Origin of the sequence: Streptomyces parvus, assembly GCF_032121415.1 — a bacterium.
In the GTDB taxonomy this organism is placed as follows: domain Bacteria; phylum Actinomycetota; class Actinomycetes; order Streptomycetales; family Streptomycetaceae; genus Streptomyces; species Streptomyces globisporus_A.
Map to the genome: position 1 here is coordinate 5115656 of NZ_CP135079.1, position 12261 is coordinate 5127916.

The following is a 12261-nucleotide window of genomic DNA, read 5'->3' on the forward strand; positions in this document are numbered from 1 at the left end:
AGAGTGGCTCCTCCCTACGGTGAACGGGCAAGGGAAGGAGTCAGGGCGTGCTGGAACGGCTGAACGACGCGATGGGGCACATCGAGGCCCACCTCGGTGAGCGCATCGAGGCGGCGGACCTCGCCCGGATCGCGATGACGTCGGAGTACCACTTCCGCCGGATGTTCTCCGCACTGGCGGGGCTCCCGCTGTCCGAGTACATCCGCCGTCGCCGCATGACGGTGGCCGGAGCGGAGGTGCTCGGTGACCGTGACCGTTCGCTGCTGGACGTGGCGATGCGGTACGGCTACGACACGGGGGAGGGCTTCGCCCGCGCGTTCCGGGCCGTGCACGGCATCGGACCGGGTGAGGCGCGGCGAACGGGCGCGGTTCTGCGGTCCCAGCAACGCCTGACCTTCCGACTCGTCGTCGAAGGGAGTAGCGCCATGCGCTACGGCTTGGTGGAGAAGAACGCGTTCCGGGTGGTCGGGAAGAAGGCCCGCGTCCCGCTCATTCACGAAGGACCGAATCCGGCCATCGCGGAGTTCATCCGGGGCATCGGCCGGGAGGAGCTGGAGCGCATCGCGACCCTCTCGGACCAGGAGCCGGCGGGCATCGTCGGGGTGAGCGACCAGCTCGACCCGAGCCGCGCGGAGGGCACCGAACTCGACTACTACCACGGGGTGGCGACCACCGCGGAGCCTCCGGTTGGCCTGGACGCCCTGGACGTACCGGCAGGCACCTGGGCGGTCTTCGAGAGCGAAGGCGAGTTCCCGCAGGCCCTCCAGTACCTCTGGCGGGATGTGTTCACCCAGTGGTTCCCGTCGAACCCGTACGCCTCCCGGCCCGGCCCGGAGATCCTGCGGGTGCGGCTGACGGAGGACGGGAAGCGGGCGGAGGCGGAGCTGTGGATCCCGGTGGAGCGGTCGGCCGAGAGCTGACCGCGCCGCGCGAAATATGCGGCACGACAGAGGTTTACGGCCATGGGGCATATGCGACGCCTTAATGGTCCAGACCTATTGTGCGGGCGTGCTCCGCTCGCTAGCTTTCTCCTGGCGGCGCGCGCTGTTCGGTTCGGCTCTGACCATTCACTGATGCACAGTCATGTGTGCTGACTGAAAAGGGAGTTACCGACATGCACAGACGTATTGCCGCACTCGCGGTGACGGTGGCGACGGCCGGCGCGATGCTCCTCGGCACCGCTTCGACCGCCTCCGCGACAGGCCCCGGCTTCTACCTCCGCAGCCACCACGGCAGCCTGGCGGAGTGCCAGGCGGTCGGGAACGCCGGCGCTGACAACGCCCTCTGGAGCCGCGTCTTCATCTGCAACCCGTTCGCGGGCAAGCCGGGTGTGTACGAGCTGTGGGTGCGCTACTGAGGTAGCGGGCGGACAGCGAACCGCCCCGGCCGCCGCCGCGGCCGGGGCGGTTCACTGCCGGGCGCTCAGAGGGGCGGTGCCGCTGCCGTGGACGAAGGCGCTCCAGGTGGCGGGCGCGGGCTGCTGCTCGTCGCGGCGCTGACCGACAAGTGGGACGTGGCCGAGCGGAACCCCGGCAAGATCGTGTGGTGCGAGTTCAGCATCGTATGAGTTGCTGTTTCGGCAAGGATGTTTGTCGTTTCGGCGGTACGGGCGCACTCTCGTCGTCGAGCGGTGGTGATGCCGCGTGACGAAGGAGGAGCGACATGAAGCAGCAGCGGTACGACGTGGTGATCGTGGGTGGCGGGGCCGCCGGCCTGAGCGGGGCGCTGGCCCTGGGGCGGGCCCGGCGCTCGGTGCTGGTGATCGACGCGGGGGAGCCCCGTAACGCCCCCGCCTCCCATGTGCACAACTACCTGGGCCGCGAGTCGACCCCGCCCGGCGAACTGCTGGCGATCGGCCGGGGCGAGGCGGCCGGGTACGGGGCGGAGATCGTCGAGGGCCGGGTGGCCTCGGCCGAGCGGCTGCCCGGGGACGGGGAGCGGGGCTTCCGGGTGGTGACGGAGGACGGCCGGAGCTTCGAGGCGCGGCGGCTGCTGGTGACGACGGGGCTCGTCGACGAGCTGCCGCCCGTGCCGGGGCTGGCCGAGCGGTGGGGGCGCGAGGTGCTGCACTGCCCCTACTGCCACGGCCACGAGGTGGCGGACCGCCCGATCGGCGTGCTCGCCACCGGCCCGCTCGCCGTGCACCAGGCGCTGATGTGGCGGCAGTGGAGCGACGACGTGACCCTCTTCCTCCACACGGGCCCGGAGCCCACGGAGGAGGAGTACGAGCAGCTGGCGGCCCGCGGCGTCGCGGTCGTGGACGGCGAGGTGGCGGGGCTGGAGGTCACGGACGACCGGTTCACCGGCGTGACGCTGGCGTCCGGACGGGTGGTCCCGCGCGAGGCGCTGGTGGTGCAGGCCCGGTTCACCGCCCGCTCGGCGGTCCTGGAGTCGCTGGGGCTGGAGCCCGCGGCGCAGGAGATGGGCGGGGTGGTGATCGGTTCGTACGTCCCGACCGACCCGACCGGCGCGACGGAGGTCCCCGGAGTCTGGGCGGCGGGCAACGTCACCCGCCTCACCGAGCAGGTGATCGGTGCCGCTGCGGCCGGGCTCATGGCGGCGGGCGCACTCAACGGCGACCTGATCACCGAGGACACCCGGCTGGCGGTGGCGGCCCGGCGGGCTTAGCGGCTCTTCGCCGTCGAGAACCGAACGGTCCGATGAGTTCACGGCGCGCGGCCGGTCCAAGTTCATGACACCCAGGTTCATGACGCCCGAGGTTCACCACCCGAGGTTCATGACACCCAAGGAAAGGACCCCCGCCATGTCGGAGCTTCTCGTCGATTTCATCACCTCCCTCGACGGCTGCGCATCGGGAGAGGGCTGGCCCGGGTACTGGGGCCTGGAAGGCCCGGAGTACCTTGCCTGGCTCGGTGAGCAGCCCCAGGCCACCTACCTCATGGGGGCGAAAACCTACCGCCTGATGTCCGGCTTCGCCGCCGGCGAGGTTCCGAGCGGCCAGGACGACTTCCGGCCCGAAGAGGAGGCGTCCGTCGACGAGCTCACGCGCGCGCCCAAGGTGGTGTTCTCCTCCTCGCTGGAGTCGCCGCTGACGTGGGCCAACGCCACGCTCGTCCGCGACGACGCCGTCGAGACGGTCCGGGCGATGAAGGAGAACGGCTCGGGGCTCCTCAGCACGATCGGCAGCCTCAGCCTGTGCCGGTCCCTGCTGCGGGCCGGGCTCGTCGACCGCTTCCGGGTCGTGATGTTCCCGGTGATCACCGGGGCCACGGGCGCGGAGCGCATCTACGACGGCTACCCGGACGTCGCCCTCGACATGATCGGGCACCGCACCTTCGACGGCCGCACGCAACTGGTCGAGTACAAGCCCCGCGTGCTGGAACACCCACCGCTCGGGTCGCCCGCGTGATGCCGGAACCTCCTCACGTGCCGAACGCGCCGCCGCCCGCCGCCCGCCGCCCGGCCCCGTCCGGCGTAACGCGAGAGGCGAATACGGGTCCCCGGGGTGACAGCAGGGGTCTGGCGGATGTGTGAGTTCCGGTTACGGGGATACGCGAAGGGTCCCCGGTGCCACGAGGGCGCCGGGCCTCGGCAACGTAAAGGGAGATGTCCGTGGGCATCATCGCGTGGATCCTCATCGGCCTGCTCGCGGGCGCCATCGCCAAGGCGCTGATGCCGGGCAAGGATCCGGGAGGCTGCCTGATCACGATGCTGATCGGGATCGTGGGCGGGCTGCTCGGCGGCTGGCTCGGCAAGGTGATCTTCGGGGTCGACTCGATCGACGGATTCTTCAGTCTGTCGACGTGGATCGCCGCAGTCGTCGGTTCGGTGATCGTGCTCGCTCTCTACCGCTTGGTCGCGGGGAACAGGGCCCGCTGAGCCGGGCGACCGCGGCGGACTTCTCGACGGGACGATTCGTCCGCATATGCCTACATTGGCAGAGGCGCGACAGGGTAGCCGTGGAGCAGAGCCGAGCCGAGGCTCCACTCCCGCGCACGACCGACAAGAGGACACGAGGACATGACGGACACGACCCGTAAGCCGACTACCTCCGACTCCGGTGCCCCGGTGGAGAGCGACGAGCATTCGCTCACCGTCGGCCCGGGCGGGCCGATCCTGCTCCAGGACTCCTACCTGATCGAGCAGATGGCTCAGTTCAACCGCGAACGCATCCCCGAACGGCAGCCGCACGCCAAGGGCAGCGGCGCCTTCGGCAAGTTCGAGGTGACCGCGGACGTCTCCGCGTACACGAAGGCCGCGCTCTTCCAGCCCGGTGCCACGACCGATCTGGTCGTCAGGTTCTCCACCGTCGCGGGCGAGCGGGGCAGCCCGGACACCTGGCGCGACCCGCGCGGCTTCGCGGTGAAGTTCTACACCAGCGAAGGCAACTACGACATGGTGGGCAACAACACCCCCGTGTTCTTCGTGAAGGACCCGATGAAGTTCCAGCACTTCATCCGGTCGCAGAAACGCCGGGCGGACAACAACCTCCGCGACCACGACATGCAGTGGGACTTCTGGACCCTCTCGCCGGAGTCGGCCCACCAGGTCACCTGGCTGATGGGGGACCGGGGCATCCCGCGCACCTGGCGTCACATGAACGGCTACACCTCGCACACGTACATGTGGATCAACGCCGACGGTGAGCGGTTCTGGGTGAAGTACCACTTCAAGACCGACCAGGGCATCGAGACGTTCACGCAGCACGAGGCCGACCAGATGGCGGCGGCGGACACGGACTACCACACGCGTGATCTGTTCGAGCACATCCGCGACGGCGACTTCCCGAGCTGGACCCTCAAGGTCCAGATCATGCCGTACGAGGACGCGAAGGACTACCGGTTCAACCCGTTCGACCTGACCAAGGTGTGGCCGCACGGCGACTACCCGCTGATCGAGGTCGGCCGGATGACGCTGGACCGCAACCCCACGGACAACCATGCCGAGATCGAGCAGGCGGCCTTCCAGCCGAACAACCTGGTCCCGGGCATCGGCCCGAGCCCGGACCGGATGCTCCTGGCACGGCTGTTCAGTTACGCGGACGCGCACCGCCACCGCATCGGCGGCAACTACCAGCAGCTGCCGGTCAACGCCCCCGTCGTCCCGGTGAACACGTACTCCAAGGACGGGGCCATGGCGTACCGGAAGACCACGGACCCGGTCTACGCCCCGAACTCCAAGGGCGGCCCGGAGGCCGACACGGCACGCTACGGCACCCCGCCGAGCTGGTACGCCGACGGGGACATCACCCGGGCGGCCTACGTCGACCACGCCGAGGACGACGACTGGGGCCAGGCGGGCACGATGGTCCGCGAGGTCCTGGACGACGCGGCGCGGGACCGGCTGGTGGACAACGTGGTCGGCCACCTGCTGAACGGCGTGACCGAGCCGGTGCTCCAGCGGGCGTTCCAGTACTGGTCGAACATCGACGCGACCATCGGCAAGCGCATCCAGGAGGGCGTCCGCGCGAAGGCGGGCGAGAAGGACCCGAAGGCGGCCGAGCAGGGCAACCCGGCCCGCTCGTCGATGCAGCGCAAGGCGTAAAGGGCGCGAGGCCCTGAGGTCCGGCCGCCGGTCTCCCGTCAGGGGGGCCGGCGGCCGGGTTCGTTCTCAGTGCTGGACGAGCCCGCCGACCGGGACACCGGGCACGTGCCCGGTGGGCGGGAGGCTCTGCGCCAGGGCGATCCCGACATCCACCAGCGACGACCGGCGCACGCGGGCGACCTGGGACAGCGGAGTCCACACGGCCTCGGCGGTGTCGCCGTTCGGCTCGGGACGGAGCGTGCCGCCGGTGACGCGGACACCGTAGAAGACGCCGACGTTCTGCAGCTCCGGCGCGCCGGGCAGGCGGCGCTCGTCCGCCGGGATCACCCGCGAGTCCACGCCGAGCAGGCGCTCGACCACGGCCTCCAGGCCGGTCTCCTCGGTGATCTCCCTGATCACCGTGTCGAACGGGTCCTCCGCGTGCTCGACCCCGCCGCCCGGGAGGGTCCAGACGCGGTCGCCGTCCCGGCTCACGGCCAGCGCGAGGAGCACACGGCCGTTCTCGATGCACACCGCGTACGCGGCCAGGCGTCGGTCCATTGCGCGAGGCTATCTCCGGTATCCGGTATCCGGGGGCCGGTGTCCGGGGCTGGGGACCCCGACCCCCCTCCCCGCTCAAGATCATCAGCGTGCAGAATGACCCGTATGTCGATAACGAACACTCCGCGGGCGGCCACGCTCGACGACGCCCCGGAGATCAGCCGCGCCCTGGCCCGCGCCTTCGCCGACGACCCGATGATGGGGTGGTTCTTCCCCGGCGGGGCTTCGCGCGAGCCCGACCTGGTCCGGTACTTCACGACGATCTTCACCCGGCAGTACGGCCGCCACGGGGTGTGCGAGCGCACCGCGTCGGCTGCCGCGTTCTGGGTGACGCCGGAAGGCCAGGAGAAGTCCGTTCCCGACGCCGAGACGGTCGCGGAGCTGGAGGAGATCCTCGGCGACCGGGCGCCGCTGTTCCGGAAGGCGGTCGTGGCGGCCGCCGAGCAGGGTCCCGAGGAGCCGCACTGGTATCTGGCGGTCGTCGGCGCCGACCCGGCAGCCCGGGGCCAGGGGCACGGGGCGGCGCTGCTGCGTTCCGGGCTGGCCAAGGCCGACGCGGCGGGCCTGCCGGTCTACCTGGAGTCCTCCAAGCCGGACAACCTGCCGTTCTACGAGCACTTCGGCTTCGCGGTGCTCGGCGAGGCGCGGCTGCCGGGCGGCGGCCCGGCGCTGTGGGTGATGCGGCGCGCGCCGCGCGCCGTCTGACCGGACGGGTGGAGGGACGTTCCCGCCGCGCGGGAACGTTTCTCCGGAACTCCGGCTGAGCGGGGAGCGTCGCCGACCAGGGGGCGAGGTCAGTCGGGGTACGCGGTGAAGAGCGCTTTCTCCGCCAGGGGCCGCGTCCCCGGCGCGTCCGCTCGCCCGACCGGTGAACTGCGGGTGTCGGCCCAGATGGCCTCCAGCCCGAGGGGGCGGCCCAGGTCGTGACTGCTCCAGGGCTGCCAGGGATCTGCCGTCGCACCGGAGACGCCGTGCGGTGGCGCCCCCGGCGGGGCCTCGCGTTCGATGCCGTCGAGTCGCCGTTCGAACTCCGCCTGGAGGCGGTTCATCGTGGCGAGGAAGTCCCTCAGCAGGATGGTTTCTTCAGTCATGGGGTCGGCACATCTCTCTGCGAGACTTCAGCTGTCACATCCCGACAACGACAGGGCCCGGCCGAGGGGACGCGGCAATCGGGTGAGCGTGCGGGAGGCACCGAGGCGCGCTTCACGTACCGGTGGCAGCGGATCGCCGGCCGGTCACCCCGTCGCTTCCGCCCCCGCCCACGTCCGAGGCGCCCACACCCCCGACCGCTTCAGCGAGGCCGGGCAGTGGCGGAAGATCTCGTCGATCTCGACGACCAGCGCCAGTTTCGGCCGCTGGCCCTTCAGGGTCATCGCGTCGAAGAACGGCGCGTCCGTGAGGATGCGGGCGCGGCCGTTGACACGCAGGACGTCCATCGCGCCCGGTATCAGGTAGAGCAGGCCCACGTGCGGGTTCGACAGGATGTTGTGGAAGCTGTCCGCGCGGCGGTTTCCCGGGCGGTCGGGGAGGGCGATCGTGCCCCGGTCCAGGACATGGGTGAAGCCGGGGGTGTCGCCGCGCGGGGTCGCGTCGCAGTTGCCGTCCGCGTCGGACGTGGCCAGGGTGCAGAACGGCGAGCGGGCCAGCAGGGCCAGGTCGTCGTCGGTGAGCCGGTCGTGGACCTTGTCGATGACGATCGGGTGCGGGGTGCCCAGAAGCTCGCGCAGTTCGTCCGCCGAGCCCAGGGGTACGGCCCCGGCCAGCGGGCCGGCGGCGGGTGCGGTGGGGTCTGCGGCGTACGACAAGGCGGTGCTCCGGAGCTCGTGGGGGTGCGGCAGCGCGCCGCACTGACAGGCGCTGTTAGGGTGACCTTACTTTGGGCCCCCTTATGTTTCCCGTCCGGGGTGGACCGGCCGATGAGGGCGTCTCCCGTGCGCCGGGGGCGCTCCCCGGCGCCGACGAACCAGCGTGAGGAACGAACAACAGTGCACCACCGCATTCCGGCGGCCGGGTCGTGAGCGGCTCGGCCTTCCTGGAGAAGGGGAGGGAGGCGTCGGCCGACGGCGGCAAGGAAGCGCGGCGCAAGCGCAGCCGGCCCGTGCTCGCCCTCGGGCTGCTCGCCGCCCTGGCCGTGCTGTTCCTCACCGCCGTCGCCAGTCTGGCCATCGGCTCCGGAGATGTGCCCTTCCGCGACGTCGTCGACGGGGTGCTCGATCCGGACACGGCCGTCAAGGGGCAGCTCATCGTCCAGGAGGTCCGCATCCCGCGCACCGTCGCCGGGCTGCTGGCCGGTGCGGCGCTCGGCCTCGCGGGCACGGTGATGCAGGGCGTCGCCCGCAACCCCCTCGCCGACCCCCAGCTCCTCGGCATCAACGCCGGTGCCTCCGTGGCCGTCGTCTGCTCGATCACCCTGCTCGGGTTCACCGTCGCCACCCAGTTCATCTGGTTCGGCTTCCTCGGCGCGCTGCTCGCCGCCCTCCTCGTGTACGGGGTCGGCTCGCTCGGGCGGGAAGGCGCGACACCGGTGAAGCTGGCCCTGGCCGGGGCCGCGACCGCCGCCGTCCTCACCTCGATCACCAGCGCGATCCTGCTCCAGGACCGAGGCAGCTACGACCAGTTCCGCTTCTGGCAGCTCGGTGCGCTGACCGCCCGCGGCTCCGAGGTGCTGTGGCAGGTCTCGCCGTTCATCCTGGTCGGCACCGTCCTCGCCCTGGCCCTCGGGCCGCAGCTCAACGCCCTCTCCCTCGGCGACGACCTCGCCCGCGGCCTCGGCCAGCGCGTCGGGGCCATCCGCATGGTGTCCGCCCTCGCCGTGGTGATCCTCTGCGGCGCGGCCACCGTCGTCGCCGGGCCCATCGGCTTCGTCGGCCTCGCCGTACCGCACGCCGCCCGGCTCATCACCGGGCCCGACTACCGCTGGGTGCTCCCGTACAGCATGGTGCTCGCCCCGGTCATGCTGCTCGTCGCCGACATCGTCGGCCGGGTCATCGCCCGCCCGGGCGAGGTGCAGGTCGGCGTGGTCACGGCCGCGATCGGCTGCATCCCCTTCATCTGGCTGGTCCGCCGCAGGAAGCTGGTGGAACTGTGAGCCGGACCCCGGTCGTCGCCAGGAACGCCACCGCCGACGACGAGCGCCTCACCGACGCCGTACGCCAGGTCTCCGCCGTACGCGGCCGGGGCCTGCGCCGCTCCGTCCTCGTCGGCTCGGGCCTGTTCGCCGCCGTGGTGGTCGTGTTCGGCGTCTCGCTCAGTTTCGGCGACATGGTGATGCCCCTGGGGAAGGTCGTGGCCACCCTGTTCGGCGGTGGCGACGGCGGATCACGGTTCGTCGTGCTGGACCTGCGGCTGCCCCGCGCCCTCCTCGCGATCCTCGTCGGCATCGCCTTCGGACTCTCCGGAGCCGTCTTCCAGACCGTGCTGCGCAACCCGCTCGCCAGCCCCGACCTCATCGGCATCAGCGCCGGGGCCAGTGCGGTCGCCGTCACCGCAGCCCTGCTCTTCCAGGTCAGCGGACTCGCCCTGTCCGCGAGCGCCCTCACCGGCTCCCTGGTCGCCGGAGCCGCCATCTATCTGCTCGCGTGGCGGCAGGGCACCGCAGGACAGCGCCTGGTCCTCGTCGGCATCGGCGTCGGCATGGGGCTCTCCAGCATCGTCTGGTACGTGATGGCCCGCTCCGAGACCACTGACGCGCAGGAGGCGTTCCGCTGGCTCGCGGGCAGCCTCAACGGCCGTTCCTGGGGCCAGATGTGGCCGCTCCTCATCGCCCTCGGCCTCCTCGTACCGCTGACCGTCCTCGCCGCCCACGCGCTGCGCCCCCTCCAGCTCGGGGACGACGCCGCGGCCGGGCTCGGCGCGCAGGTCGAGAGCGGCCGGCTCGCGCTGCTGGCCTGCGCGACGGCGCTCGCCGGGGTCGCGACCGCCGCCGCCGGGCCCGTCGGGTTCGTGGCGTTCGTCGCCGCCCCGATCGCCCGCCGGCTGGTCCCGGGCCGGGGCGCGGCCCTGCCGCAGGCCGCCCTGACCGGGGCGTTGATCGTCCTGGTCGCGGACTTCGCGGCGCAGCACCTGTTTCCGGTGCAGCTGCCGGTGGGCGTGGTCACCAGCATCATCGGGGCCCCGTACCTGCTGCTGCTCCTGGCCCGCGCCAACCGCGTCGGCAGCGGGGGTTGAGATGGCGAAGCAGACAGTCCAGAAGGACAAGGACGACGAAAGGTGTGGCCCTGTCGTGGCCGAACACACTCTGGAAGCCCGGGACGTCCGGCTCGGCTACGGCGAACGCGAGATCGTCCCCGGTCTGAGCGTCGCCGTGCCGCCCGGGAAGATCACGGTCATCGTCGGCCCCAACGCCTGCGGCAAGTCGACCCTGTTGCGGGCGATGGCCCGGCTGCTGGCCCCCTCCGCCGGGGCGGTGCTCCTGGACGGCCGGTCCCTCCAGGAGATGCCGACCAAGGAGGTCGCCTCCGTGCTCGGCATCCTGCCGCAGAGCCCCACGGCCCCGGAAGGCATCACCGTCTCCGACCTGGTCGGGCGCGGCCGCTACCCGCACCAGGGCTGGTTCCGCCGCTGGAGCGCGGAGGACGACCGGGCGGTCGCACAGGCGCTGCTGTCGACCGATGTCCTCGAACTCGCCGACCGGTCGGTGGACGAGCTGTCCGGCGGCCAGCGCCAGCGGGTGTGGATAGCGATGGCGCTCGCCCAGCACACCGACATCCTCCTGCTCGACGAACCGACGACCTACCTCGACGCCAGCCACCAGCTCGACGTCCTCGACCTGCTCACCGACCTCAACCGCGAGCAGGGCGTCACCATGGTGGCCGTGCTGCACGACCTGAACCTTGCCTGCCGGTACGCCGACCACATGATCGCGATGAAGGCGGGGCGGATCGTCGCCGAGGGCCGGCCGGTCGACATCGTCACGGCGGAGCTGGTCGGAGAGGTCTTCGGGATGCGCTGCTCGGTGATCGAGGACCCGGCGTCGGCCACCCCGATGGTCGTGCCGCTGGGCCGCCACCACGTCAAGGACCCGGCCGCCTGAGCTTCGCACGTACGGGCGCGGACTCTGGGGCGTACGGGGGAGCAGGGCACTGAGGTCGACCCGATGGCACCGTTGTCATTAGGTGAGGCTAGCCTAAGGGTATGAACGCTTCCGCTTCCCGCGCCCGGCGCGCCCGCCGTACCCCCGTCCTGGTGGCCGGTGCCGTGGCCGCCCTGCTCGTCGGCCTCTCGGCCTGTGGTTCGTCGGACGACTCCGACAGCTCCGCGTCCTCCTCCGCCTCCGGGAAAGCCTCCGCAGGCGCCTTCCCCGCCGAGGTCGCGACCAAGTTCGGCGAGGTCACCGTCGACAAGCAGCCCAAGCGCATCGTCGCGCTCGGCTGGGGCGACGCCGAGACCGTGCTCGCGCTCGGCGGCCAGCCGGTCGGGGCCAGCGACTGGCTGCCGTTCGGCGGCGAGGGCGTCGGCCCGTGGGCCAAGGGCATGTACGACAAGAAGCCCGAGCTCATCGGCACGATGGAGCCGGAGTTCGAGAAGATCGCCTCCCTTCAGCCGGACCTGATCCTGGACACCAAGTCCAGCGGCGACCGGACCCGCTACGACACCCTGAAGAAGATCGCCCCGACCGTGGGCGTGCCGAAGGGCGGGGATCAGTACAAGATCTCGTGGGAGCAGCAGACCATGATGATCGCCGCCGCCATGGGCGTACCGGAGAAGGGCGAGGAGCTGATCGCGGAGACGGAGGAGAAGTTCGAGGCCGCCGCGAAGGCCCACCCCGAGTTCAAGGGCAAGACCATCACGGTCGGTTCGCGTACGTCCGAGGGCTTCGGCGTCTACGTCGGTGGCACCGGGCGGATCGACTTCGTCGAGCGGCTCGGCTTCAAGAACAACCCGAAGGCCGAGGCCCGGGCCGGCGAGGGCTTCTCCGTGTCCGTCTCCAAGGAGAATCTGGACCTGCTCGACGCCGATCTGACGGTCATGACCCCGATCGGCATCCCGGCCACGGACATCAGCGGCGACCCGCTGTACAAGGCGGTCCCGTCGGTGAAGGCGGGCAACGCCATCGTCTTCGACGACAAGGACATCTCCCAGGCGTTCGCGACGGACTCCATCCTGTCCGTCTCGTACGCGCTGGAGAAGGTCGTCCCGCTCTTCGCGGAGAAGGTCGCGAAGTAGCCGGCCGACCTGCACACGCGCAGCGCCCCGTCCCCGGGAGATCCGGGTGCG

The 12261-nt window shown here is 71.2% G+C and carries 14 protein-coding genes and 1 pseudogene; 12 read left to right on the plus strand and 3 right to left on the minus strand.

Translation table 11 applies throughout. The features are described 5' to 3' along the window. Positions 1–47 precede the first annotated feature (47 nt). The 7 genes and pseudogenes from RNL97_RS24105 to RNL97_RS24135 all read left to right on the plus strand — a co-directional run bounded on the left by RNL97_RS24105 (position 48) and on the right by RNL97_RS24135 (position 5505). Entirely contained in the window at positions 48–920 is an 873-nt protein-coding gene (locus tag RNL97_RS24105) for an AraC family transcriptional regulator (RefSeq protein WP_030580286.1), read from the plus strand. Positions 921–1114: 194 nt separating this feature from the next. Continuing rightward, complete coding sequence (locus RNL97_RS24110) at positions 1115–1357, plus strand: hypothetical protein (RefSeq protein WP_030580289.1); 243 nt, start codon at positions 1115–1117, stop codon at positions 1355–1357. Between the two features lie 105 nt (positions 1358–1462). Next, positions 1463–1567 (plus strand): annotated as a pseudogene (locus RNL97_RS24115) (ATP-binding protein); the annotation flags it as partial. A gap of 95 nt (positions 1568–1662) precedes the next feature. Continuing rightward, complete coding sequence (locus tag RNL97_RS24120; protein WP_030580292.1) at positions 1663–2628, plus strand: NAD(P)/FAD-dependent oxidoreductase; 966 nt, start codon at positions 1663–1665, stop codon at positions 2626–2628. A 136-nt stretch (positions 2629–2764) separates the two neighbouring features. Beyond that, a complete protein-coding gene (locus tag RNL97_RS24125; RefSeq protein ID WP_243315269.1) occupies positions 2765–3370 on the plus strand; it encodes a dihydrofolate reductase family protein in 606 nt (201 codons plus the stop codon). Positions 3371–3573: 203 nt separating this feature from the next. After that, a complete protein-coding gene (locus RNL97_RS24130) occupies positions 3574–3840 on the plus strand; it encodes a GlsB/YeaQ/YmgE family stress response membrane protein (RefSeq protein WP_030580298.1) in 267 nt (88 codons plus the stop codon). A gap of 141 nt (positions 3841–3981) precedes the next feature. Beyond that, a complete protein-coding gene (locus RNL97_RS24135; protein WP_030580300.1) occupies positions 3982–5505 on the plus strand; it encodes a catalase in 1524 nt (507 codons plus the stop codon). A 66-nt stretch (positions 5506–5571) separates the two neighbouring features. Here the strand turns inward: RNL97_RS24135 and RNL97_RS24140 are convergent, their stop codons facing one another. Next, positions 5572–6045, minus strand: coding sequence for an NUDIX hydrolase (locus RNL97_RS24140; RefSeq protein WP_030580303.1), 474 nt, complete (start codon positions 6043–6045; stop codon positions 5572–5574). A 96-nt stretch (positions 6046–6141) separates the two neighbouring features. On the opposite strand from RNL97_RS24140, the gene RNL97_RS24145 reads away from it, so the two are divergent. Next, positions 6142–6750 (plus strand): GNAT family N-acetyltransferase, encoded by a 609-nt coding sequence (locus RNL97_RS24145; protein ID WP_313751187.1) that lies wholly within the window; start codon positions 6142–6144, stop codon positions 6748–6750. Between the two features lie 89 nt (positions 6751–6839). Here RNL97_RS24145 and RNL97_RS24150 read toward each other — a convergent pair whose 3' ends face one another. After that, positions 6840–7136: a hypothetical protein gene (locus tag RNL97_RS24150; protein ID WP_030580309.1), complete on the minus strand. Its 297-nt coding sequence runs from the start codon at positions 7134–7136 to the stop codon at positions 6840–6842. 144 nt (positions 7137–7280) lie between these two features. Beyond that, positions 7281–7850: an MSMEG_1061 family FMN-dependent PPOX-type flavoprotein gene (locus tag RNL97_RS24155; protein WP_030580312.1), complete on the minus strand. Its 570-nt coding sequence runs from the start codon at positions 7848–7850 to the stop codon at positions 7281–7283. 209 nt (positions 7851–8059) lie between these two features. Here RNL97_RS24155 and RNL97_RS24160 point away from each other — a divergent pair, with 209 nt between their 5' ends. The 4 genes from RNL97_RS24160 to RNL97_RS24175 all read left to right on the plus strand — a co-directional run bounded on the left by RNL97_RS24160 (position 8060) and on the right by RNL97_RS24175 (position 12210). Next, the gene (locus RNL97_RS24160; protein WP_030580315.1) at positions 8060–9133 is read left to right on the plus strand and encodes a FecCD family ABC transporter permease; all 1074 of its coding nucleotides are present in this window, start codon (positions 8060–8062) and stop codon (positions 9131–9133) included. After that, a complete protein-coding gene (locus tag RNL97_RS24165; protein WP_030580318.1) occupies positions 9130–10212 on the plus strand; it encodes a FecCD family ABC transporter permease in 1083 nt (360 codons plus the stop codon). Before RNL97_RS24160 ends, RNL97_RS24165 begins: the two co-directional genes overlap by 4 nt. A 1-nt stretch (position 10213) precedes the next feature. After that, the gene (locus RNL97_RS24170) at positions 10214–11077 is read left to right on the plus strand and encodes an ABC transporter ATP-binding protein (RefSeq protein WP_243315273.1); all 864 of its coding nucleotides are present in this window, start codon (positions 10214–10216) and stop codon (positions 11075–11077) included. Positions 11078–11178: 101 nt separating this feature from the next. Then, positions 11179–12210, plus strand: a complete 1032-nt coding sequence (locus RNL97_RS24175) for an iron-siderophore ABC transporter substrate-binding protein (protein ID WP_313751189.1) — start codon at positions 11179–11181, stop codon at positions 12208–12210. The last annotated feature ends 51 nt before the right edge of the window (positions 12211–12261 follow it).

Excerpts from the sequence above, each read along its gene's own strand:
- RNL97_RS24110 (WP_030580289.1), top strand. The coding sequence starts at position 1,115 with ATGCACAGACGTATTGCCGCACTCGCGGTGACGGTGGCGACGGCCGGC.
- RNL97_RS24120 (WP_030580292.1), top strand. The coding sequence starts at position 1,663 with ATGAAGCAGCAGCGGTACGACGTGGTGATCGTGGGTGGCGGGGCCGCC.
- RNL97_RS24175 (WP_313751189.1), top strand. The coding sequence starts at position 11,179 with ATGAACGCTTCCGCTTCCCGCGCCCGGCGCGCCCGCCGTACCCCCGTC.
- RNL97_RS24145 (WP_313751187.1), top strand. The coding sequence starts at position 6,142 with ATGACCCGTATGTCGATAACGAACACTCCGCGGGCGGCCACGCTCGAC.
- RNL97_RS24170 (WP_243315273.1), top strand. The coding sequence starts at position 10,214 with ATGGCGAAGCAGACAGTCCAGAAGGACAAGGACGACGAAAGGTGTGGC.
- RNL97_RS24140 (WP_030580303.1), bottom strand. The coding sequence starts at position 6,045 with ATGGACCGACGCCTGGCCGCGTACGCGGTGTGCATCGAGAACGGCCGT.
- RNL97_RS24150 (WP_030580309.1), bottom strand. The coding sequence starts at position 7,136 with ATGACTGAAGAAACCATCCTGCTGAGGGACTTCCTCGCCACGATGAAC.
- RNL97_RS24125 (WP_243315269.1), top strand. The coding sequence starts at position 2,765 with ATGTCGGAGCTTCTCGTCGATTTCATCACCTCCCTCGACGGCTGCGCA.
- RNL97_RS24135 (WP_030580300.1), top strand. The coding sequence starts at position 3,982 with ATGACGGACACGACCCGTAAGCCGACTACCTCCGACTCCGGTGCCCCG.